This window comes from Tersicoccus sp. Bi-70 (genome assembly GCF_001968825.1).
In the GTDB taxonomy this organism is placed as follows: domain Bacteria; phylum Actinomycetota; class Actinomycetes; order Actinomycetales; family Micrococcaceae; genus Tersicoccus.
In genome coordinates this window covers 183,894-205,120 of the sequence record NZ_MIEU01000016.1, presented here as the reverse complement: position 1 = coordinate 205,120, position 21,227 = coordinate 183,894, and the positions used below count along the sequence as shown (strand labels likewise).

21 protein-coding genes and 1 riboswitch are annotated in these 21,227 nt (G+C 73.7%); of the genes, 15 read left to right on the top strand and 6 right to left on the bottom strand.

The features are described 5' to 3' along the window. Positions 1–10: 10 nt before the first annotated feature. From BGP79_RS13570 to BGP79_RS13545, 6 genes are all read left to right on the top strand, one after another. On the top strand, positions 11–1,837 hold the full coding sequence (locus tag BGP79_RS13570) for an FAD-dependent oxidoreductase (RefSeq protein ID WP_198928488.1): 1,827 nt from the start codon (positions 11–13) through the stop codon (positions 1,835–1,837). A gap of 60 nt (positions 1,838–1,897) precedes the next feature. Next, positions 1,898–2,233 (top strand): YciI family protein, encoded by a 336-nt coding sequence (locus BGP79_RS13565; RefSeq protein ID WP_076696376.1) that lies wholly within the window; start codon positions 1,898–1,900, stop codon positions 2,231–2,233. Continuing rightward, entirely contained in the window at positions 2,230–3,348 is a 1,119-nt protein-coding gene (locus BGP79_RS13560; RefSeq protein ID WP_076696374.1) for an alcohol dehydrogenase catalytic domain-containing protein, read from the top strand. Before BGP79_RS13565 ends, BGP79_RS13560 begins: the two co-directional genes overlap by 4 nt. Before the next feature lie 8 nt (positions 3,349–3,356). Beyond that, the gene (locus tag BGP79_RS13555) at positions 3,357–5,045 is read left to right on the top strand and encodes an FAD-dependent oxidoreductase (RefSeq protein WP_233121540.1); all 1,689 of its coding nucleotides are present in this window, start codon (positions 3,357–3,359) and stop codon (positions 5,043–5,045) included. Next, positions 5,042–6,853, top strand: coding sequence for an FAD-dependent oxidoreductase (locus BGP79_RS13550; RefSeq protein WP_143588427.1), 1,812 nt, complete (start codon positions 5,042–5,044; stop codon positions 6,851–6,853). Before BGP79_RS13555 ends, BGP79_RS13550 begins: the two co-directional genes overlap by 4 nt. Positions 6,854–7,055: 202 nt before the next feature. After that, a complete protein-coding gene (locus BGP79_RS13545; RefSeq protein ID WP_076696370.1) occupies positions 7,056–7,766 on the top strand; it encodes a C40 family peptidase in 711 nt (236 codons plus the stop codon). A gap of 56 nt (positions 7,767–7,822) precedes the next feature. Here the strand turns inward: BGP79_RS13545 and BGP79_RS13540 are convergent, their stop codons facing one another. Next, on the bottom strand, positions 7,823–8,461 hold the full coding sequence (locus BGP79_RS13540; RefSeq protein ID WP_076696368.1) for a VOC family protein: 639 nt from the start codon (positions 8,459–8,461) through the stop codon (positions 7,823–7,825). 122 nt (positions 8,462–8,583) lie between these two features. Beyond that, a riboswitch (SAM riboswitch) is annotated at positions 8,584–8,700 on the top strand. 61 nt (positions 8,701–8,761) lie between these two features. Here BGP79_RS13540 and BGP79_RS13535 point away from each other — a divergent pair. Next, positions 8,762–10,087, top strand: a complete 1,326-nt coding sequence (locus BGP79_RS13535; RefSeq protein WP_076696366.1) for a bifunctional o-acetylhomoserine/o-acetylserine sulfhydrylase — start codon at positions 8,762–8,764, stop codon at positions 10,085–10,087. Beyond that, positions 10,084–11,235 (top strand): homoserine O-acetyltransferase, encoded by a 1,152-nt coding sequence (locus BGP79_RS13530; protein WP_076696364.1) that lies wholly within the window; start codon positions 10,084–10,086, stop codon positions 11,233–11,235. Before BGP79_RS13535 ends, BGP79_RS13530 begins: the two co-directional genes overlap by 4 nt. Before the next feature lie 139 nt (positions 11,236–11,374). On the opposite strand, the gene BGP79_RS13525 is transcribed toward BGP79_RS13530, so the two are convergent. Beyond that, a complete protein-coding gene (locus BGP79_RS13525) occupies positions 11,375–12,043 on the bottom strand; it encodes a LysE family translocator (RefSeq protein WP_076696363.1) in 669 nt (222 codons plus the stop codon). A 27-nt stretch (positions 12,044–12,070) separates the two neighbouring features. Beyond that, positions 12,071–12,892, bottom strand: a complete 822-nt coding sequence (locus BGP79_RS13520) for an SGNH/GDSL hydrolase family protein (protein ID WP_076696361.1) — start codon at positions 12,890–12,892, stop codon at positions 12,071–12,073. Between the two features lie 140 nt (positions 12,893–13,032). Here BGP79_RS13520 and BGP79_RS13515 point away from each other — a divergent pair, with 140 nt between their 5' ends. Then, positions 13,033–13,704 (top strand): alpha/beta hydrolase, encoded by a 672-nt coding sequence (locus BGP79_RS13515; protein ID WP_076696359.1) that lies wholly within the window; start codon positions 13,033–13,035, stop codon positions 13,702–13,704. A gap of 30 nt (positions 13,705–13,734) precedes the next feature. Here BGP79_RS13515 and BGP79_RS16780 read toward each other — a convergent pair whose 3' ends face one another. Continuing rightward, positions 13,735–13,950, bottom strand: a complete 216-nt coding sequence (locus BGP79_RS16780) for an RNA-binding S4 domain-containing protein (RefSeq protein ID WP_076696357.1) — start codon at positions 13,948–13,950, stop codon at positions 13,735–13,737. A 148-nt stretch (positions 13,951–14,098) separates the two neighbouring features. On the opposite strand from BGP79_RS16780, the gene BGP79_RS13505 reads away from it, so the two are divergent. The 6 genes from BGP79_RS13505 to BGP79_RS13480 all read left to right on the top strand — a co-directional run bounded on the left by BGP79_RS13505 (position 14,099) and on the right by BGP79_RS13480 (position 19,396). Beyond that, complete coding sequence (locus tag BGP79_RS13505) at positions 14,099–15,214, top strand: DMT family transporter (RefSeq protein WP_076696355.1); 1,116 nt, start codon at positions 14,099–14,101, stop codon at positions 15,212–15,214. Between the two features lie 68 nt (positions 15,215–15,282). Beyond that, positions 15,283–16,665 (top strand): glycine--tRNA ligase, encoded by a 1,383-nt coding sequence (locus BGP79_RS13500; RefSeq protein ID WP_076696353.1) that lies wholly within the window; start codon positions 15,283–15,285, stop codon positions 16,663–16,665. Then, positions 16,662–17,570: a GNAT family N-acetyltransferase gene (locus tag BGP79_RS13495; RefSeq protein ID WP_076696351.1), complete on the top strand. Its 909-nt coding sequence runs from the start codon at positions 16,662–16,664 to the stop codon at positions 17,568–17,570. The genes BGP79_RS13500 and BGP79_RS13495 overlap by 4 nt, the downstream gene beginning before the upstream one ends. Before the next feature lie 346 nt (positions 17,571–17,916). After that, positions 17,917–18,492: a universal stress protein gene (locus BGP79_RS13490; protein ID WP_076696349.1), complete on the top strand. Its 576-nt coding sequence runs from the start codon at positions 17,917–17,919 to the stop codon at positions 18,490–18,492. 92 nt (positions 18,493–18,584) lie between these two features. Beyond that, a complete protein-coding gene (locus BGP79_RS13485; RefSeq protein WP_076697042.1) occupies positions 18,585–19,019 on the top strand; it encodes a CrcB family protein in 435 nt (144 codons plus the stop codon). Continuing rightward, positions 19,019–19,396, top strand: a complete 378-nt coding sequence (locus BGP79_RS13480; RefSeq protein ID WP_076697038.1) for a CrcB family protein — start codon at positions 19,019–19,021, stop codon at positions 19,394–19,396. The genes BGP79_RS13485 and BGP79_RS13480 overlap by 1 nt, the downstream gene beginning before the upstream one ends. Positions 19,397–19,495: 99 nt before the next feature. Here BGP79_RS13480 and BGP79_RS13475 read toward each other — a convergent pair whose 3' ends face one another. Next, positions 19,496–20,143 (bottom strand): NADPH-dependent F420 reductase, encoded by a 648-nt coding sequence (locus BGP79_RS13475; protein WP_076697034.1) that lies wholly within the window; start codon positions 20,141–20,143, stop codon positions 19,496–19,498. A 135-nt stretch (positions 20,144–20,278) separates the two neighbouring features. Then, positions 20,279–21,121 (bottom strand): NAD(P)H-binding protein, encoded by an 843-nt coding sequence (locus BGP79_RS13470; RefSeq protein ID WP_076696347.1) that lies wholly within the window; start codon positions 21,119–21,121, stop codon positions 20,279–20,281. Positions 21,122–21,227 lie beyond the last annotated feature (106 nt).

Below are 21,227 nucleotides of genomic sequence, written 5' to 3'. Positions count from 1 at the left end.
CGCTGGAGGAATGAGCAGGACCAGCGCTGACGCGATGACCGGGACCGACGAGCAGGTCGACGAGACCGTCGACGTCGTCGTGGTGGGATCCGGGGCGGGAGGACTGTCGACGGCGGTCACGGCCGCCCACCAGGGCCTGCGCGTCCTCGTCCTGGAGCGGGACCGCCACTGTGGCGGGGCCACCTCCCGGTCCGGCGGGTGGATGTGGGCGCCGCGCAACGAGTTCGCCCGGGCGGACGGCGTCGACGAGTCCCTCGACGACGTGAAGGCCTACCTCCGTGCCGCCGTCGGCGACGAGTACGACGAGGTCCGGGTCGACGCCTTCCTGCGCCACGCCCCCGCGATGGTCTCCTTCTTCCAGCACCACACCGCGCTCCAGTTCACGCCCGGGGCGAGGATCAACGACATCTACGGCACCCTGCCGCACGCCGGCACCGGGCACCGCTCCGTCGGCCCCGCCCCGCTGAACGGCCGCAGCCTGCCGCGGAGCCTGCGCCGCATCCTGGCGCCGCAGTACTGGGAGACCTCCTTCCTCGGGATGGGCATCATGGCCGGCCCGGACCTGCAGGGCTTCCTCGCGGTCTCCAAGTTCCAGCTGCACGGCTGGGTGCACGCGGCCCGCCGCGTGCTCGGCCATCTCGGGGACCTGGTGACCACTGGGTCCGGGCAGCACTGGGTCAACGGTGTCGCCCTGACCGGTCGGCTCGCGAAGTCCGCCGTCGACGTCGGCGTCGACATTCGGGTCTCGCACCGCGTCACCGGCCTCACCCGGGACGCCACAGGCAGGGTGACCGGGGTCGTGGTCGAGACGCCCCACGGTCGGCGCACCGTCGGCGCGTCCCGCGGCGTGGTCCTCGCCGCCGGCGGGTTCTCGGCCAGTGCGGCCATGCGCCGGGAATTCTTCCCGCACAACCGTGACGCCGACGATCACCACACGCTCGCTCCGGCCACGGCCGACGGCGCCGGCATCGCGCTCGGCCGCTCCGTCGGCGGCGTCCTGGACACCACCGGCGTCTCCCCGGCGGCGTGGTGCCCCGTCTCCCTCGTGCCCTACCGGAACGGACGCACCGGCGTCTTCCCGCACATCATGGACCGTGCCAAGCCGGGGGCCATCGGTGTCCGCCGCGACGGGAAGCGCTTCGTCAACGAGGCCGACGGCTACTGGGACTACGTCACCGGGATGAACCGGGCCACGCCGGACGGCGAGGCCGCCGAGGCGTGGCAGATCGCCGACTCCCGCACGGTGGCCCGCTATCCGTTCGGTTTCGCCATGCCCCGGCCGGTGCCCAAGCTGCCGTTCCTGCGCTCCGGCTACCTGGTCAAGGCGGACACCCTCGAGGCGCTCGCCCAGCGGTGCGGCATCGACGCGGACCAGCTGGTGGCCACCGTCGCCGCGTTCAACGAGGACGCCCGCCGCGGTGAGGACCCCGAGTTCCACCGCGGGGAGACCGCCTTCAACCGGTACGGGGGAGACTCCGATGTCGTCCCCAACCCGTCGCTCGCCCCGATCGAGAAGGCACCGTTCTACGCCGTCCACGTCCGTCAGGGCTCGTTCGGCACCTTCGCGGGCCTGCGCGCCGACGAACGCGCCCGGCTCCTCGACGAGCACGGCGCACCGATTCCCGGCGTCCACGTCGTCGGCGTCGACCAGAAGAACCTCTTCGGCGGCCACTACCCGGCCGGCGGCGTCAACATCGGCCCGGCCATGACCTTCGGCTACATCGCCGCCCTCGACCTGGCCGCCACGGATCCGGCCACCGACCCGGGCGCCGACACCGCCACCGAGCCGGCCACCGCCATTGAGCCGGTGCGAGCCGGCAGGTCCGTCACCGGCTGACCGCGCTGCCGCGTGCGGCCCCGTCCTCCTCTTCACCCGACGATCCCCTCAGGAGTCACCATGTCCCTCTTCGCCGTCACCTACCGCTACACCCCCGGATCCGAGGCCGGGCGCGACGAGCACCGCCCGCGCCACCTCGCCTTCCTGCAGGAGCTGTTCGACGACGGGCGATTGGTGGTCTCCGGTCCCACCGACGCCACCGGTCCCGAGCCCGGGGCGCTGCTCGTGGTGCGTGGCGAGTCGCCCGAGGACGTCGACGCCACGATGGCGGCCGACCCCTTCGCCCACCACGGCTACGTGGAGCGGACCGTCCGGGGCTGGGACCCGAAGTTCGGTGCGGACCGTCTCGCCGCTGCGGACGACGACCGGTCCACCGCGGGGGGGTCGGCCCGATGAGCGCGGAGACGATGCTGGCCGTCCGCACCGTCGCGGCCACCACCCTCGACTACGTCCGCGTCCCCCGGCCCTCCGCCGGTCCGGGGGAGGCCCTGCTCCGGATCGATCACGTGGCCCTGTGCGGCACCGATCTGCACATCTTCGAGGACGACTACGCCTCCGAGCTGCCGCTGGTCCAGGGGCACGAGCTCGCCGGCACCGTCGTCGCCCTCGGCCCCGGTATCGACGAACCCGGCGTCGACGGCCTCGCCCTCGGCGATCGCGTGGCCGTCGATCCGCTCATCCCGTGCGGGCAGTGCGCCGCCTGCCGGCAGGGGCGCGGAAACGTCTGCGCCCGCCTCGTGGTGCTGGGCTGCTACTGCGACGGCGGCCTGGCCGAGTACCTCCCGGTCTCCGCGGAGCGGCTGCACCGGATCCCGGACGGCATCCCCTCCGAACTCGGCGCGATCGCCGAGCCGGTGTCGATCGCCCTGCAGGCCATCACCCGGGGACGCGCGGCGGCCGGGGAGACGGTGCTCGTGCTCGGCGCCGGGCCCATCGGGCTGCTCGCCACGCTGGCCCTGCGCGACCTCGGGTGCACCGTGATCACCGCCGACACCGTCCCGGGACGGCTCGACCTCGCTCGGGACTTCGGCGCCCATCACACCCTCCTCGTCGACCCCACCGGTCCCTTTCCGGCCGAGGAGCTGGCCGCGGCGCTGCCCGACACCGCGCCGGACGGCCCTCAGCTGGTCCTCGAGGCCACCGGCGTGCCCGCCTCGCTGACCAACGCCGTCACCGCCGTCGCCCCCGCCGGGCGCGTGGTGCAGGTCGGCATCTCCGTCCGGCCCACCGGATTCCCGCTCAACCTGCTGGCGTTCAAGGAGATCGACCTGCTCGGCAGCCGCAACAGCCAGGGCCTGATCCCGCAGGCGCTCGAGCTCATCGTGCGCCACCCGGACACCGTGCGCGCCCTCATCACGCACCGGTTCGGGGTGCAGGACCTCGCCACCGCCTTCGCCACCATGCGCGACACGGGGCAGCGGGTCGGCAAGATCCTCATCGACATGCCCGGTGCCGGCGACGACGGGGACGGCACGCGCCGCGATGCCCGGGACGGGGCGCTGTCACGATGACCAGTCCCGTGACCAGCGCTGTCAGCACCCCGGTCATCACCCCCGTCTCCGCGCTGCCGGCCCGGGCCGACGTCGTCGTCGTCGGCTCCGGCGCCGCGGGCCTCACCGCGGCGACGCGCGCCGCCGACGCCGGGGCCCGCGTCCTCGTCCTGGAGAAGGCCGCGCTGCTCGGCGGCACCACTGCCGTCGGCGGGGGCGTCCTCTGGGCTCCCGCCAACCGGCTCGGCGCCGCCGCCGGCTACGCCGACTCCCGGGAGGACGCGATCGCCTACCTCACGGCGGCCACCGGCGGGACCGTGGACCCCGAGGACGTCGCCTGGTACGTCGATCGGTCCGGTGCGGCGGTGGACTGGCTCGTCGAGAACACGCGCGTCCGGCTCACGCCGCTGGCCCGGCCCGACTACCGCCTCGCGTGGCCGGGCGCCACGGAGGGCGGCCGCAGCCTCGACAACGACGCGTTCGACGTCGGCTCGGTGCCCGGCCTGCGGGACGCGATCCGGCCGACCAGCTACTTCCCGCTGCTGACCATGGCCGAACGGGACGCCCTGAACGGGGCCGCCCCCGACGCGGCCCTGCTGACCCGCCGGGCCGAGGACGGCGCGCGCACCATGGGCGGGGCGCTGGTGGCGAGCCTGCTCGTCTCCGCCCTCGAGCGGGGCGTGACGGTCGCCGCGGGCGCGCGCGTCACCGGCCTGGAGCCGGCCGAGGACGGCGCGTGGACCGTCACCGTGGCCGGCGCGGCGCCGATCGAGACCGGCGCCGTCGTCCTCGCCTCCGGCGGCTTCGAGTGGGACGACGCTCTGCAGCGCGCGTTCCTGCCGCACCCGGTGGTCCCGATCTCCGCCCCGTCCAACGAGGGCGACGGGCTGCGTCTGGGCCTGCGGCTCGGCGCCGCCGTCGCGGAGATGACCACCTTCTGGGGCGTGCCCGTGATCACGCCGCCCGGGCAGGTCTACGACGGGCGCGCCTCGGGGCGGATGGGCAACGTGGAGATGACCCTGCCGGGCTCGATCACCGTGGGGGCCGACGGCCGCCGCTTCGTCAACGAGGCCCTGAACTACCACGACGTCTCCCACGTCATGGGCGCCGTCGACGAGCACCGGCTCGAACCGAAGGGGCTGCCCGCCTGGCTGGTCGTCGACGACCGGTACCTGCGCAGCTACCCCGTGGCCGGCTCGACCCCCGGCCAGGGGCCCGACGGGATGGTCACCGCGGACACCATCGAGGAGCTCGCGCGGCGGATCGGCGTCGACCCGGCGGCGCTCGCCGACGAGGTGGCCCGCTTCAACGCCGATGCCGCGGAGGGCGTCGACCGGGCGTTCGGGCGCGGCGCCTCGGCCGAGGACCGGTTCCTCGGCGACGACAGCATCACCCCCAACCCGTGCCTGCGGCCGTTGACCGTGGCGCCGTTCCACGCCGTCGCCCTGCACTGCGGCGCGCTCGGCACCTCCGGCGGGCTGGCCACCGACCGGCACGGGCGGGTGCTCCGGTTCGACGGCGAGGTGATCGACGGGCTCTACGCCGCCGGCAACGTCTCCGCCACCCTCTTCCGTGGCGCCTACCCCGGCGGCGGATCCACCCTCGGCCCGGCGATCACCCGGGGCTTCGCCGCCGGCGAGCACCTCGCCGCCACGTTCACCGCCGGCTCCGCCGGGTGCGCCACCACCGCCCCGGCCGCACAGGAGATCCTCGCATGAGCACCACCACCGCCGACGTCCGCGCCGGCACCGCCATCCCGTACCCCTCCGGGGAGCCCGCCGCGGCACTGCGCGAGGCCGACGAGCTCGACGTGCTCGTCATCGGCGGCGGTGGGGCCGGGCTGTCCGCCGCGGTGTTCTCCGCCATCGCCGGTCTGCGCGTCGCCGTCGTCGAACGCACCGACCGGGTGGGCGGGACGACCGCATGGACCGCCGGCACCACCTGGGTGCCGGGCACCCACCACGCGGCCGAGGTCGAGGCGAGCGACTCGCGGGCCGACGCCGCGGCCTTCCTCGACGCCGCCGTCGGCTCGCACGCCCCGGCGGAGCTGCGTCAGACCTTCCTCGACCTGGGTCCGGAGGCCGTCGCCGTGATGGAGACCGGCTCGTCGGTGCGGTACCTCGCCCGGAAGGTCCACCCGGACTACCTCACCCAGCTCCCCGGTTCCCGGCTGGCCGGGCGGGCGCTCGAACCGGCCACCTTCGACGGGACCCGCCTCGGGGAACGCCTCGCCCTCGTCCGGGACCCGCTGCCCGAGTTCACGGCGTTCGGCGGCATGTCGATCGAGCGTGACGACATCGGCCACCTCGCCGGCGCGCACCCGACCGAGGAGTCCCGGCGGCACCTGCTGACCCTGCGCCGCGCCTACCGCGACGCCGTCGCCCGCCACGGGAGGGACACGCGGCGCACCATGGGCAACGCGCTCGTCGCCGCGCTGCTGCACACGCTCGACGAGCGGCGGGTCCCGGTGCTGACCCGCAGCCAGGTGGTTTCCGCGACCCGCACGGACGGCGGCTGGGACGTCCGCATCGACGAGGACGGGACGGCCCGGCACGTGACCGTCCGGAACCTTGTCGTCGGCTCCGGCGGATTCAACCGGCACCCCGGACGCCGCGCGGCGCTGCTGCCGGGCCACGACATCGCCTGGTGCCCCGGGGCGCCCGGCCACACCGGCCAGGCGCACGACCTCGTCGACGGCCTGGGCGGCCACTACGGCACCACCGGATTCGCCCACGCGTTCTTCGCCCCCGTCTCCACGCGCCGACGGGAGGACGGCAGCCGGGCCGTGTTCCCGCACTTCGTCATGGACCGCGCCAAGCCGCACATGGTGGTGGTCGACCAGCACGGGCGTCGCTACGTCAACGAGGCGACCAGCTATCACCTCTTCGGCAACCAGATGGTGATGCACGACCACGAGGACCCGGGCTCGGCCACGCCGTCGTTCCTGATCACGGACGCGACCGGCATGGCGACGTACGGCCTCGGGATGGTGCGGCCCTTCCAGCGCGAACGGGGGCTCCGCCCCTACCTCGACGACGGGTACCTGGTCCGGGCCGACTCCCTGGCCGTGCTCGCCGACCGGCTCGGCATCGCCGCCGACCAGCTGGCGCGCACCGTCGCGCACACCAACGCGTCCGCCGCCCGGGGCGAGGATCCCGAGTTCCACCGCGGCCTGAACGACTACCAGCGGTTCAACGGCGACCCCGCCTCGTCGACCGGGCACCCCAACATCGCACCCGTCGACGGCGCCCCCTACTACGCGGTCCGCCTCTACCCCGGGGACATCGGGGCATCCACCGGATTCGAGACGAACGCCGCGGCGGAGGTGCTCGGCGCGGACGGGACGCCCCTCGGCGGCGTCTACGCCGCGGGCAACGACATGCAGTCGGTGATGGGCGGCACGTATCCCGCGCCCGGCATCACGATCGGACCGGGGCTGGTCTTCGCCTACGCCGCGGTGCGGAACATGGCCGGCGACCGGCCGCTGCCGGGCGCGGAGACGCGGCGGCCGCTGGCGGGGTGGTGACGGCGCTCCTCGTCGGCACCGGCCGGACTCCCAGCATCATCGCAGGCGGACACCCATGGTCACGGGACCGTCGGGTGCCCTAGGGTGACAGGCATCGGGCCGACGACGTCGGCCGGAGGGTCGGCCCCGGTCGGCCCGTCCACGCACGGGGAGCAGGACGGCCGCACGCCGCCGCACCGCGTGGCTTTCTACGGGGGGATCCATGAGTACCCAGCACGCCCGGCATCGCGCCGAGACCGTCCACCCCGGCAGCGCCGGAACCGGCGGCGTCGGACGGGTCCTCGCCCGGCACGGCCGCCGGGCCGCGACCGTCGCCGTCGTGGGCGCCCTGACCGGTGCCGCCACGCTCGGGCTCGCCGCCCCCGCCCAGGCGCACTGGCTGGTGGCGCCGCCCGCGCCGGCTCCGGCCGCAGCCGTCACCACGACCACGACACCGGTCACGGGCGAGGCCTGGCCGATCCCCGACTCGGCGATCCGGGCCACGCTGCCGACGACGCTCGGCCCGGTGACCACCTGGCGCACGCCGACGGCCGCCGTCGCCACGGGCAACGCCGCGGCGCTGCGCAACGCGATCATCGCCACCGCCCAGACCGGTGTGGGCCACCGCTACGTGTGGGGCGGCACCTCACCGGTGACCGGGTGGGACTGCGGCGGCTATGTCAGCTGGGTGCTGCGCCAGCACGGCTTCGATCTGCCGGTGCTCGGGGGCGACGCGATGGCCACCGCGCTCGGCGCCCAGCAGATCCCGCTCTCCGAGGGCCGGCCCGGGGACATCATCTGGATCCCCGGCCACCACATCGGCATCTACGACGGCAACGGCGGGGCCTACGAGGCGCTCAATCCCGTCCAGGGCACGATGCACGTCCCGTACCACGGGGGACTGCTGATCCGGCTGCCCGTCAAGGACAGCTGAGCGCACGTCCGGCTCGGTCCGCATCCGATCGACGGGCCGGGAGCGGCCGGAGCCGGCTAGATGGTGACGGTGCCGCGCGGGGTCTCGAAGGTGACCGAGAGGACGCCGGGGGTGCCGTTGGGGGCGACCCAGTCCACGTCGACGTCGGCGAGGGCGTCCCGCACGTCCCGTCCCAGCCAGTCGGTGACCCGCGAGGGGGAGCCGGCGATCTGCAGTTCGGCCAGCGCGACGTCGGTCGGCGCCGCCATCGAGGGGTGCAGGTCCGGCGGGCTGATCCAGTTGAGCAGGAACGGCACCTGCGGGTCCGCGATGAGGCCCTTGACGCCGATCTGCCGCCACTGCAGCTCCCGGCCGTCCGGGAACTTCCGGTTGCCCGGCACCGAGTCCCGGCCGAGGCGCTTCTCGAACAGGGCGAGATCGGAGACGCTGACCACCCAGCCGAGCCAGCCACCGCCCAGCTCCGAGCGGGCGCGCACGGCCTGACCGAACGGCGCGCTGTCCGCGGACGGGTGGTCGAGCACCTCGACGACCTCGATGTAGCGGTGGTTCTTCAGGGGGAAGATCGCGTTCCGGGTGCCGAACCGCGGGTGGATGCCACCGGTCACCGGGCGCATCCCGAGCGCCTGGCCGATCTCCTCGGCACAGACGTTGAGTCCGGCGGGTCCGCAGGCGAAGGAGACGTGATCCAGGCGCATGCCGACATCCTCGCACCGGCGCCGCGCCGACGCTGGTTAGGTGACCCTAATCACGTCCCGGCGGGGTACGTCGAGAGTCATCGACTTGCGCGGGAGGGCCGGTGCATCGAACACTGGTGCGAGGTCATGAGTGTCAGCGACATGCAGCCCCGGCTCGCTGACCGGCAACCCTCCTACCGCGGTGGGGTGCCCCGGGTGAAGACCTGGCGCCGCGCACTCGCGCGTCGCAAGCGCGGGCCGGTGTGCCCGGGGACGGTGCACCCGCCCCGGAACCGCCGGCTCTGATCCGAGAGGCACGGCATGTCCGACTCCTGGTCCTTCGAGACCCGCCAGATCCACGCCGGCCAGCAGCCCGACCCCGCCACCGGGGCCCGGGCGCTGCCGATCTACCAGACCAGCTCCTTCGTCTTCGACGACGCGGACCAGGCAGCCTCCCGGTTCGCGCTGGCGGAGCTGGGCCCGATCTACACCCGGATCGGCAATCCCACCAACGAGGCCGTCGAGAACCGGGTCGCCTCGCTCGAGGGCGGCGTCGGTGCCCTGCTGCTCGCCTCGGGCTCGGCCGCCGTCACGTACGCCATCCTCAACGTCGCCGAGGCCGGTGACCACATCGTCGCCAGCCCCTCCCTGTACGGCGGCACCCACAACCTCTTCCACTACACGCTGCCCAAGCTCGGCATCAGCGTCGACTTCGTGGAGAACCCGGACGACGCGGCGTCCTGGGCGGCGGCCGTCAAGCCCACCACCAAGGCGTTCTTCGGGGAGACCATCTCCAACCCGCGGCAGGACGTCCTCGACATCGCCACGGTCGCCGACGCCGCGCACGCCGCGGGTGTGCCGCTGATCGTCGACAACACCGTGCCCACCCCCTGGCTGGTGCGGCCCATCGAGCACGGCGCCGACGTCGTCGTCCACTCCGCGACCAAGTACCTGGGCGGGCACGGCAACGCGATCGCCGGGGTGATCGTCGACGCCGGCCGGTTCGACTACACCGCCGAGGCGGGCCGCTTCCCCGGTTTCACGGAGCCGGACGAGTCCTACCACGGCCTGGTGTTCGGGCGGGATCTGGGGGAGGGTGGGGCGCTGGGCGCGAACCTCTCCTACATCCTCAAGGCGCGGGTGCAGTGGCTGCGGGACACCGGGGCCGCCGCGAGCCCGTTCAACGCGTTCCTCATCGCGCAGGGCCTGGAGACGCTGAGCCTGCGGATCGAGCGGCACGTGGCGAACGCGGAGAAGGTCGCGGCGTGGCTCGAGGGGCGCGACGACGTGCTCTCGGTCGCCTACGCCGGCCTGCCGTCCAGCCGCTGGTACGAGCTCGGCCGGAAGTACGCGCCGAAGGGTGCCGGCGCCGTGATCGCCTTCGAGATCGACGGCGGAGCAGAGGCCGGGCGCCGGTTCGTCGACGCGCTGACCCTGCACTCGAACGTGGCCAACATCGGGGATGTGCGCTCGCTCGTCATCCACCCTGCGTCCACGACCCACAGCCAGCTCTCGGACGTCAACCAGGCGATCGCCGGGGTGAGCCCCGGACTGGTGCGCCTCTCGGTGGGCCTCGAGCACATCGACGACATCCTCGCCGACCTCGAGACCGGCTTCGCGGCCCTGCGGGAGGCCAACGCCGCATGAGTGTGCTCCCGGACCAGCAGCAGCACCAGCAGCAGGCGCGTTCCGCCCTCGCCTCCCTCGGCGAGGCGGCCGATGCGGTGCGCTTCGCGTCCGTGGGCGACCTCCCGCTGGAGGGCGGCGGCGTCCTGCCCGACGTCGTGCTCGCCTACGAGACGTGGGGCACCCTGAACGCGGACGCGTCCAACGCCGTCCTCATCCACCACGCCCTGACCGGCTCCTCGCACGTCGCCCGGGGGGACACCGACGTGCCGGGCTGGTGGGACACCCTGGTGGGGCCGGGCCGGCCGCTGGACACGGACGAGGTGTTCGTCGTCTCGATCAACATGGTCGGCGGCTGCTACGGGTCGACCGGCCCGTCCTCGCTCGCCGCGGACGGGCGGCCCTGGGGGTCGCGGTTCCCGCAGATCACCCTCCGCGACGCCGCGCACGCGGAGAAGCGGCTCGCGGAGGCGCTCGGCATCGACGTCTTCTCGCTCGTGATCGGCGGGTCCATGGGCGGAGCCCGGGCGCTGGAGTGGGCGGTGACGTTCCCGGACGCGGTGCGGCGGTGCGCGGTGCTGGCGATCGGGGCGTCCTCGACGGCCGAGCAGATCGCGTGGGCGCAGCCACAGCTGCTCGCCATCCGCAACGACCCGGACTTCGCCGACGGCAACTACTACGACGGTCCGGCGCCCGCGGCCGGCCTCGGCATCGCCCGCCGGATCGCGCACATCACCTACCGCAGCGAGGCGGAGCTCGGTGCCCGGTTCGGCCGGAACCCGCAGACGGGGGAGGACCCCTTCAGTGGGACCAACGCCTCCCGCGGTCGGTACGCCGTCGAGAGCTATCTGGACCACAAGGCCACGTCCTTGGCCGCCCGCTTCGACGCGAACAGCTACATCGTGCTCTCCGACGCGCTGATGAGCCACGACGTCGCCCGCGGCCGCGGCAGCCTCGAGCAGGCGCTCGCCGGGGTGCGGGCCGAGTTCCTCGTCGCCGCGGTCACCTCGGACCGGCTGTACCTGCCCGAGCAGTCCTTCGAGCTGGCCGCCGCGCTGCCGGGGGACGTGTCGGTGCACCTGATCGACGCCGCCATCGGGCACGACGGGTTCCTCACCGAGATGGACCAGCTCGGCGCCCTGCTGGACGCGCACGTCTTCGGCCGCTGAGTGGTCGCTTCCGGTGCCCGGTGCGCTTGCGGTGCAACGGCTACCGCGAGTGTGGCCGGTGGGGCGGATGAGGCGTCGTCGGCGCCACTCCCGTCACAGCCGTCTCACTCGGTGTAGCGAACGCTCCGCCTGCGATTCGTCAGCGGACGGTCGGGGCTCCGCCGGTGACCGACTCGACCGCGAGCGTCCCGCCGAACCCGAGCAGCACGACGCCGGTGACCCGGTCGACGATCCGCAGGGACCGCGGGCTGGAGAGCCACCGCCGCGCCGCCCGGCCGCCGACGATCAGCACGCTGAACCAGGTCATGGTCAGGGCGGCGTGCACACCGGCGAGGATCGCGCCCATCAGCAGCGGCGGCACCCCGGCCGGGAGGAACTGCGGGATGGTCGCGATGGAGAAGACGCCGACCTTGGGGTTGAGCAGGTTGGTGCCGGCGCCCACGAGCCAGCCGCGCCAGGCCGAGGACGGCGCGGGCGGGAGCTGGTCGTCGAGCTGCTGGGGCAGGGACCGGCCGTGGCGCACCGACCGGACGATCATCGACCCGCCGAGCCAGAGCATGTACGCCGCGCCGGCCACGGTCAGCGCCCGGTAGGCCACTTCCGACGCGGTCAGCAGGGCGGAGACGCCGACCGCGGCAGCGACGCCCCACACCATCGCGCCGGTCGCGACACCGGCGGCGGTCGCCCACGCGCAGGGGCGCGTGCGGGTCAGGGAGGACCGCAGCACGAGGGCGGTGTCGAGCCCGGGCACCAGCGTGAGCAGGCCCGCGAGCAGGGCGAAGGCGAGGACGGCGTCGAGGATCGTCACCGCCTCAGGCTACGGGTGCTCCCCGTTCTACTCCGCGCCGGGCGGCATGCCGGGGCCGAACACCGGCCCGGGTACGGGGCGCTTCGCGGAGACGTGGTCGCTCGAGGAGACCCGCCGGATGCGGCGCAGCACCCACGGCGCCAGGTACTCGCGCGCCCAGACCAGGTCCTCGCTGCGGGCCTGCCGCCACGTCCGCGAGGGCAGCGGGCTCGCCTGCATCGGGTGCAGGTCGTGCGGGACGTTCAGGGCGTCGAGCGCCATCATGGCGATCCGGTGGTGGCCGAGCGGGGAGAAGTGCAGCCGGTCCGGCGCCCACATCTGCGGCTCCAGCAGCTCGCGCAGCGACCACATGTCGGCGATGACGGCGTCGTGCCGCTTCGCCACGGTGTGCAGGTTCTCGTTGAAGATGGCCACCCGGCCGCGGATCGCCCCGAGCACCGGGGTGTCGCGGATGTCCGGGCCCGTGAACAGCAGCACCGTGGCGCCCGAGTCGGCGAGCCGGCCGATCGCGCCGTCCAGCCGAGCGGCGACCGCGTCCGGGTCGGCCCGGCGGATGATGTCGTTGCCGCCGGCGGAGATGGTGACCAGGTCCGGCTTGAGCTCCAGCGCGGGGTCGACCTGCTCGGCGATGATCTGGTCGAGCAGCCGGCCGCGGATCGCGAGGTTGGCGTAGGCGAAGTCGCCCGCCGTCCGGCCCAGCTCCTCGGCCAACCGGTCCGCCCAGCCGCGGTGACCGCCCTCCGCGGCGGGCTCCGGGTCCCCGATGCCCTCCGTGAACGAGTCGCCGAGGGCCACGTACCGGGTCCACGGGTGCACGGGCTGGTGCTGGTCGGTCACGTTCTCACTCACCCCCCCATCGTGCCACTCGCGCGCCCAGCCGGAGCTCGTCACGAGAGGTCGCACGGAGGCCGATCTCGAGCCGGAGGGGACATCGATCGACGAGCCGACGGAGGGACGGAGCCTCGCGGTGACCGTGGCACAATGGCGCGGTGACGTCCCCCGATCTGTCCGTGTGGTGGTCCGCGCCCGCTTCCGAGCGCGCGGGAACGCCCCTCGTCCTCCTGCTCCACGGCTACGGCGCCGACGAGCGCGACCTCGCCGCTCTCGTGCCGTTCCTGCCCGCCGGCATCACCTACGCCGCGGTCCGCGCGCCCCACCCGATGGAGCCGGGTTTCTCCTGGTTCGACCTGCAGTTCGACCCGACCGGCAGGGCCGTCGGCTACTCCGGCGGTGCCGCGATCGACGCGTGCCGCACCTTGTTCACCTGGCTCGACGGCGTGCGGGGCGACTTCAGCAGCGTCAGTCTGCTCGGTTTCTCCCAGGGGATGGCGGTGGCGACGTCGATGCTGCGTCACGCGCCGGAGGACTTCGCCGTCATCGTCGGCTGCTCCGGCTTCGTGCTGGTCGAGGACGGGAACGTCGACACCAGCGCCGACGGCTACTTCGACGACGCCGCGCTGACCGCCCGCCGGCCGCCGATGTTCTGGGGCCGGGACCAGGAGGACGACGTCATCCCCGTCGAGCTGGCCGAGCAGACCGCCGCGTGGCTGCGCGGGAAGGTCGATCTGATGAAGGTGCTCTACGCCGGGATGGGCCACGGGATCAACGAGCAGGAACTGCGGCACGTCAACGAGTTCCTCACCCATCACCTGCTGGGCTGACGGGCCGGGGGAGAACCCTCGGGTGAAGCGTCAGGCGACGCGGACGCCCGTCCCGTTGACCTCGACCACGTCACCGGAGCGCACCTGCCGGCCGCGCCGGGTCTCGATGTCCCCGTTGACCTTGACGAGGCCCTCCTCGATCAGGCGCTTGGCGTCGATGCCGTCCTCGGCCAGGTTGGCCAGCTTCAGCAGCTGACCGAGCCGGATGGTCGTATCGCGAAGGCCGATCTCCTCGAAGTCACTCACCGGCCCAGTGTCCCACGCACGCGCGTCCGGCCCGGGGCCGCCAGCGCCGGGAGGCCGGGCACGACCGAGCGCAACCGGCCGAGACCCCGCGTGACGCGACGACGACGGACCGCCCGGCGGGCCGGGGGAGCGGCCTAGGCTGGAGGGTGTGACTGCCGACCGCGTGACGCCCGACGATGCCGCGACCTCGACCGCTGATACCCCGCGGCCCCGGGTGCACATCCCCGCCCCCGTCGGCGCCCTCCTCGCGATCGTCGGCGGCGTCGCCTTCGCCTTCCAGTCCCGCATCAACGGCGCCGTCGCCGGCCAGTTCCACGACGGGTTCGCGGCCGCGGCCCTGAGCTTCGGCGTCGGCGCGGTGGTCCTGCTGATCGGGGTGGCGCTCGTCCCGGCCGGCCGGCGCCGCGCCGCCCGCCTGATCCGGGCCATCCGCTCCGGGGACCTGCCCGCCTGGTACCTCGTGGCCGGGGCCATCGGCGCGAACGTCGTGCTGGCGCAGAGCCTGACCGTGGCGATCCTCGGCGTCGCCATCTTCACGGTCTCCCTCGTCGCGGGCCAGACCATCAGCGGCGTCCTCGTCGACGCGACCGGCTTCGGCGCGCGGGAGCCCCGACCGCCGTCACGGTGGCGGCTGATCGGCTCGGTGCTGACCATCATCGCGGTCGTCTGGGCCGTCTCGCCGGACTTCAGCGGCAGCACCGACCTGGGTGCGGTCATCGGCCCCCTCGTGCTGCCGGTGATCAGCGGTCTGCTCTACGGGTTCCAGCAGGCCATGAACGGCCGCATCGGCGCCGCGGCCGGGACTCCGATGATCCCCGCCACGACCAACTTCACCGCCGGCGCGATCGTGCTGGTGATCGCGTGGGCCATCAAGCAGGCGTTCGTCCCGACGACGGGCACGTTCCCGACGGCGTGGTGGGCGTTTCTGCCCGGCCCGCTCGGCATCGTCGCCGTCTCGCTCAGCGCGCTGCTCGCCCCGCGGCTCGGCGTGCTGCTGCTCGGCCTGGGCACCATCGCCGGCCAGCTGCTCGGCTCCCTCGGCCTCGACCTCTTCGCCCCGGCCGGTGGCGCGCACGTCGCCGCCGCGACCATCGGCGGCACTGCCCTGACCTTCGTCGCCGTCCTCGTCGCGACCCTGCCGTGGCAGTCGCAGCGGCGGTTCGCGGACGCCGGCCGCCGGGCCCGGCAGGAGCAGGAGAGCCACGGGAACGACGACGTCGACGGGCCCGCCCGCCGCACCGACGCCGACCGGCCTGCGCGGTAGGGTGGTAGCTGCCTTTCCGGCCTGGGCCCGCATCCAGCGGCCACGACCCCCATTGGAGCCCTCACCTCATGCCAGCAACCCGCCTCGATTCCGTCATCAACCTGGCCAAGCGCCGGGGGTTCGTCTTCCAGGCGGGTGAGATCTACGGCGGTTCCCGCTCGGCGTGGGACTACGGCCCGCTCGGCGCGGAGCTGAAGGAGAACATCAAGGCCGCCTGGTGGCAGACGTTCGTGCGCGGCCGCGAGGACATGGTCGGCCTCGACTCGTCGATCATCCTGCCGAAGCGCGTGTGGGAGGCCTCCGGGCACGTCGCCACGTTCACCGACCCGCTGGTCGAGTCCCTGCACACCCACAAGCGCTACCGGGCGGACCACCTCGTGGAGGCGTACATCGCCAAGCACGGGAAGCCGCCGGTCAACGGCCTCGCCGACATCCGCGATCCGGAGACCGGCCAGGAGGGCAACTGGACCGAGCCGCAGCAGTTCTCGGGCCTGATGAAGACCTTCCTCGGTCCCGTCGACAACGAGGAAGGCTTGCACTACCTGCGGCCCGAGACGGCACAGGGCATCTTCGTCAACTTCCTCAACGTCGTCACCGCGGCCCGCAAGAAGCCGCCGTTCGGCATCGGGCAGGTCGGCAAGGCGTTCCGCAACGAGATCACGCCCGGTAACTTCATCTTCCGCACCCGCGAGTTCGAGCAGATGGAGATCGAGTTCTTCACGGCCCCCGACGAGGCGCAGCGCTGGTTCGAGCACTGGGTCGAGTCCTGCTGGGACTGGTTCGTGGACCTCGGCATCAACCCGGACAACATGCGCCGCCTCGACGTCCCCGAGGACGAGCGGGCGCACTACTCGGCCGGCACCATCGACCTCGAGTACCGCTTCGGCTTCCAGGGCAACGCGTGGGGCGAGCTGATGGGCGTCGCCAACCGGACGGACTTCGACCTGACCAACCACTCCGAGGCGTCGGGCACCAAGCTGCAGTACTTCGACCAGAACTCCGGCGAGCGGTACACCCCGTACGTCATCGAGCCGTCCTTCGGCCTGACCCGGTCGATGATGGCGTTCCTCGTCGACGCGTACGCCGAGGACGAGGCCCCCAACGCCAAGGGCGGCGTCGACAAGCGTACCGTGCTCAAGCTGGACCCGCGGCTGGCCCCGGTCAAGGCCGCCGTCCTGCCGCTGTCCCGCAACGAGAACCTGTCGCCGAAGGCGCGGGACCTGGCCGCCGAGCTGCGCAAGCGCTGGAACATCGACTTCGACGACGCCGGCGCGATCGGCCGCCGCTACCGCCGCCAGGACGAGATCGGCACCCCGTTCTGCGTCACGGTCGACTTCGACACCCTCGAGGACCAGGCCGTGACCATCCGCGAGCGGGACACGATGGGCCAGGAGCGCGTCTCCCTCGACCAGGTCACCACCTACCTCTCCGAGCGGCTGGCCGGCGCGTGAGCATCACCTACCGCCCGTGGGCCGAGGGCGACGACCTGGAGCTGCTGCAGATCCTCGGCGACGCGTCCCACCCGGCGCTGGCCGGGGGCCGCGCGCTGCTGCGCCCGGCGTCGGAGAGCCCGTTCGTGCGCACCATCGTGGCGGAGGACGACGGCGTGCCCGTGGCCGCCGGCGTGGTCAGCGAGGCGTCGGTGCACCCGGAGCGGCTCTGGATCTACGTCGAGGTGGCCCGCGAACGGCAGCGGGAGGGCATCGGCTCCACCCTGCTCGCCATGCTCAAGCAGGAGACCGGCGCCGCTCCCGTGCAGCGGCTGCGCGCCAAGGTCGAGCTCGGCTCGCCGGGCGCGTCCTTCGCGGCGTCTGCCGGGTTCGGCCCGCTGCAGCGCTCGCAGGTCGTCGTCGTGAAGCCGCAGGCGCTGCCGCTGGTGCCGCTGCACGAGGACGGCTCGCAGGTCATCGAGGACCTGGCCACCGGCTCGGTCGAGCTGACGACGGCCCTGTGGGACTTCTACCGGGCGGTGCACCAGTGGGATCCGCCTGCCGAGCTGTCCGTGGGGCGCGTCAACCAGCTGTTCCTCGGTGAGGCCGCCGGCGCCCACGGTGCGGTCGTGCTCCGGACGAAGGGGGCCATCACCGCCTTCGCGATCAGCTACGCGCCCGCGCCGCCGGACAATCCCGCGCTGGATGCGCCGGAGAACGAGCCGACCGACGTGCTGCTGGGCTACGACACGACGGCGCACAACCCGTCCTTCGCGCTCAGCCAGCTGCTCGCGCTGCTCGTCGCCTCCTACCCGGTGGCCCTCGAGGTGGACGAGTCGATGGGCGACCTGGCCGACCTGCTCGCCCCGCTCGTCGCCGACGGGCGCGCCGAGGTCGTCCAGGAGACGCTCATCGTCGCCGACTGAGCTCCCGGAGCCGAGCTCCCGGAGCCGACCGACCGGCATCCGACCACCCGGATGCCGACCAACGCGTCGATGGCGCCGACCCACCCGGGCCGGCGCCATCGGTGCGTCCGGGCGGCCTGCGGCGACTTCCGTGCGCGGCCTCGGTGCGCGGCCTCTGCTCGCGGTCGGTGGTTGAATGGGAACGACGCCGCGTTCGCGCTCCGGCCGGTCCGACGGCGTCACGGCGGTGGGGCCCGCCGTCCCCAACCTCGGCCGCACCGGTGATCGCGCGGTCCGACAACGGTCCCTGTCCCGTCATCGGGCTGCCCTGACCCGGGCCGCCCCGTCACCCCGGACAGGAGCACCCGTGCCCGCCTCACCCCCGCAGGACTCACCGGTTCCCGGCTCGCCGTCTCTCGACCCCCGGCCCGGCGGTCGACCCGGCCCCGTCGTCGTCGGCGTCACCGACCGCCAGCCCGCCGTCGTGCTCGACACCGCCGCGGACTTCGCCGCCCGGCTGGGCGCCCCGCTCATCCTCGTCGCCGCCGACCCGACCCACCTGCCGGCCGACCCGCGCTCGGCCGCCGATCCGGAGGCGCCGGTCGTCGCGCTCGACCCGGACGAGCAGGACGACGACGCCCGCCCCCGGCTGCGCACCCTGCTCGAGGCGCGGGTGGCCGCGCTGCGAGCCGACCGTGACCTCGACCCCGCCATCCGCCTCCTGCCCGGTGACCCGGCCGAGGTGCTGACCGCCGTGGCCGCGGCCGTCGGCGCGCAGTTGATCGTCGTCGGGACGGCCGACCGGTCCTTCCGCGCCGGGGTGCGCGAGTTCTTCGAGGGGTCGGTCGCCACCCATCTGGCGCACCGCCAGACGGTGCCGGTGCTCGTGGTGCCGAGCCCGGGCGTCACCGCGGCCGCCGACCGCCCGCGGACTCGCGCGTGAGGGCGGAGCGCGCGGCGTCGGGCGCCACCGGTGCCGGGCCCGTCGGTGAGAACCCGCAGGCGGCGGCCGCCCGCCGCCCGGTGCACCTGCGGATGCGGTGGGTCCTCCTCGTCGCCCTCGGCGGGATGGTCGGTACCGGTGTGCGCGAGGCGCTGGCCCTGACGTTCCCCGCGCCGCCTCACGGCTTCCCCCTGACCATCTTCGGCATCAACGTCGTCGGCGCGTTCGTGCTCGGCTGGCTGCTCGAGTTCCTGGCCCGGCGCGGGCCGGACGAGGGCGGCCGCCGAGCGGCGCGGCTCGGGATCGGCACGGGCGTGCTCGGGGGCTTCACGACCTACAGCGCGCTCGCCGTCGACACCGCCCAGCTGGCCGGGACCGCGACCGGCACGGCGCTGCTCTACGCGGCGGGCAGTGTGGTCGTCGGGACGGCAGCGGCATGGGCGGGCATCGCGACCGCCGCGGCGGGGGCGCACCGCTCCGAACGCGGGACGGCACCGGCCGAGCACGGCGACGGGGCGACGTCGTGATCGGCCCGGCCCTGTTCCTCGGCATCGCCGCGGCCGGAGGCGTGGGCGCGGCCCTGCGATTCGTCGTCGACGGTCTGGTCCGGTCCCGCACCCGCGGCACCTTCCCGTGGGCGACCGTGCTGATCAACGTCACCGGCTCGCTGCTGCTCGGGGTCATCACCGGTCTGGCGGCGGCCCACGGGCTGGACCGGGCCTGGGTCCTGGTGCTCGGCGGTGGCCTGCTCGGCGGCTACACGACCTTCAGCACGGCGAGCGTGGAGACGGTGCGGCTGGCCCAGGGCCGCCGGCGCCTCGCCGCGGCCGGCAACGCGGTCGGGACGGCGGTGCTGACGGTGGCAGCGGCGGCGATCGGCCTGGGGCTCACCGGCGCCCTCTGACCCGCAGAACGACGCCAGCTCGTCAATGGATGTCGCATCCGGGTCCCCGGAGGGCCTCGATGGAGCATCTGTTGACGAGCTGGCGGGTGAAGCGGGAGATCACATGTCGCGGTAGCGCTTCGCGTTGCCGAGCGCGGTGCGCAGGCCGTCGGCGTCGTACCGGTCGACGTACGCCTCGGTGTCGCGCTGGTAGCGCCAGCCCTCGGCGAGCGGTCCGGCGTCGACGACGTCGAAGCCGAACTCGTTGATCAGCGCGCTGACCTGCGCCTTGGCGGCCTCGTCGTCGCCGGCGATCGCCAGCGCCCGGCGCCCGGACGTGCCCTCTGGCTCGCCCTGCGTGCCGAGGTCCTTGAAGTGGATGTGGTTGAACGCCTTGACGACGTGCGACTCCGGCAGGTGCTCCTGCAGCAGCTCGCTCGTCGTGGTCTCCTCGGCGTCCAGCTCCGGCATCTGCCCGTCACGCTGCGGGTAGTAGTTGTTGGTGTCGATGACGACCTTGCCGGCCAGGGTGCCCACCGGGACGTCCCGGTACGCGCTCAGCGGGATGGTGACGACGGCGATGTCCGCCAGGCGGGCCGCCTCGTCCGCGCGCTCGGCCCGGGCGTGCGGCCCGAGCTCGGCCACCAGGGACTCGAGGGTCTCCGGTCCGCGCGAGTTGCTCATCACGACGTCGTAGCCGTGGTCGACCGCCAGCTTCGCCAGGGTCGAGCCGATGTTTCCGCTTCCGATGAATCCGATCGTGGTCATGGTGGCGGCAACCACGCCCCGGCGTCGCCCATTCCCCGGCCCCACTCCGCCAGCTCGCGGACTTGTGCAGCACCCGAGCCCGATCCGCCCGTCGATGAGGCGAAAGTCCGCGAGCTGGCGCCGGGCGCAGCGTGGTCAGGCGCCGGTGCGGAGCAGCTGCTCGAGGGTCAGCGGGGTGGTGCCGGTGACGCGTTCGACGTCGTCGGTCACCGGGGCGAGCACGCCCGAGGCGATCGACGTGTAGGTGGAGATCCAGGCCTCCACCTGCCAGTCCGGCGCTCCCCAGACGGCGCGGGACGCGTGCGCTTCCGCCAGCGTCTCATCGACGTACCGGAACGGCTCGCCGCGGACCTCGGTGAGGGTCGCCGCGATCTCCTCGAGCGTCAGCGCCTGTGGCCCGGTGAGCGTGTAGGTGATGTTCCGGTGGGCGACGGCGTCCTGCAGCACGGCGACGGCGACGCGGGCGACGTCGGCGCGGGCCACGGCGGCCACCCGGCCGTCGGCGGCGGGCCCGCGGATCACCCGGTCGTCGCCGGCGAAGAGCTCGAACATGTCGAGGTAGAAGCTGTCCCGCAGGAACGTGAACGCCAGGCCCGACTCCCGCAGGATCTCCTCGGTGGCCCAGTGGTCCCGGCCGAGGGTGAAGGTGGCGTCGTCCGCGGCGGCCGCGAACGACGTGTAGACGATGTGCTCGACGTTGGCGCGCACGGCCGCCTCGATGAAGCAGCGGTGCTGTTCGACCCGGTCCGCGCTCTCCCCGGCGGAGACCATGAACAGCACGTCGGTGCCGTGCAGCGCCTCGACGGCGGCGTCCTGATCGGCGTACTCGGCCACCCGGACGTCGGCGCCGGGCAGCTCGGGCGCCCGAGACGCGTCCCGGACCACCAGTCGCGGGGCGATGCCGTCGGCGGACAGCGAGCGAGCGACCCGGCCGCCCACCTCGCCCGTGGACCCGGTGATGGTGAGCGTCGTCGTCATGACGTCCTTCCTCTCACCCCTGTCGCCGGCTCGTCAATAGGTGTCGTATCCGGAGCCTTTTCAGGGCCGGATGGAACATCTCTTGACGAGCTGGCGGAAGGAGCCG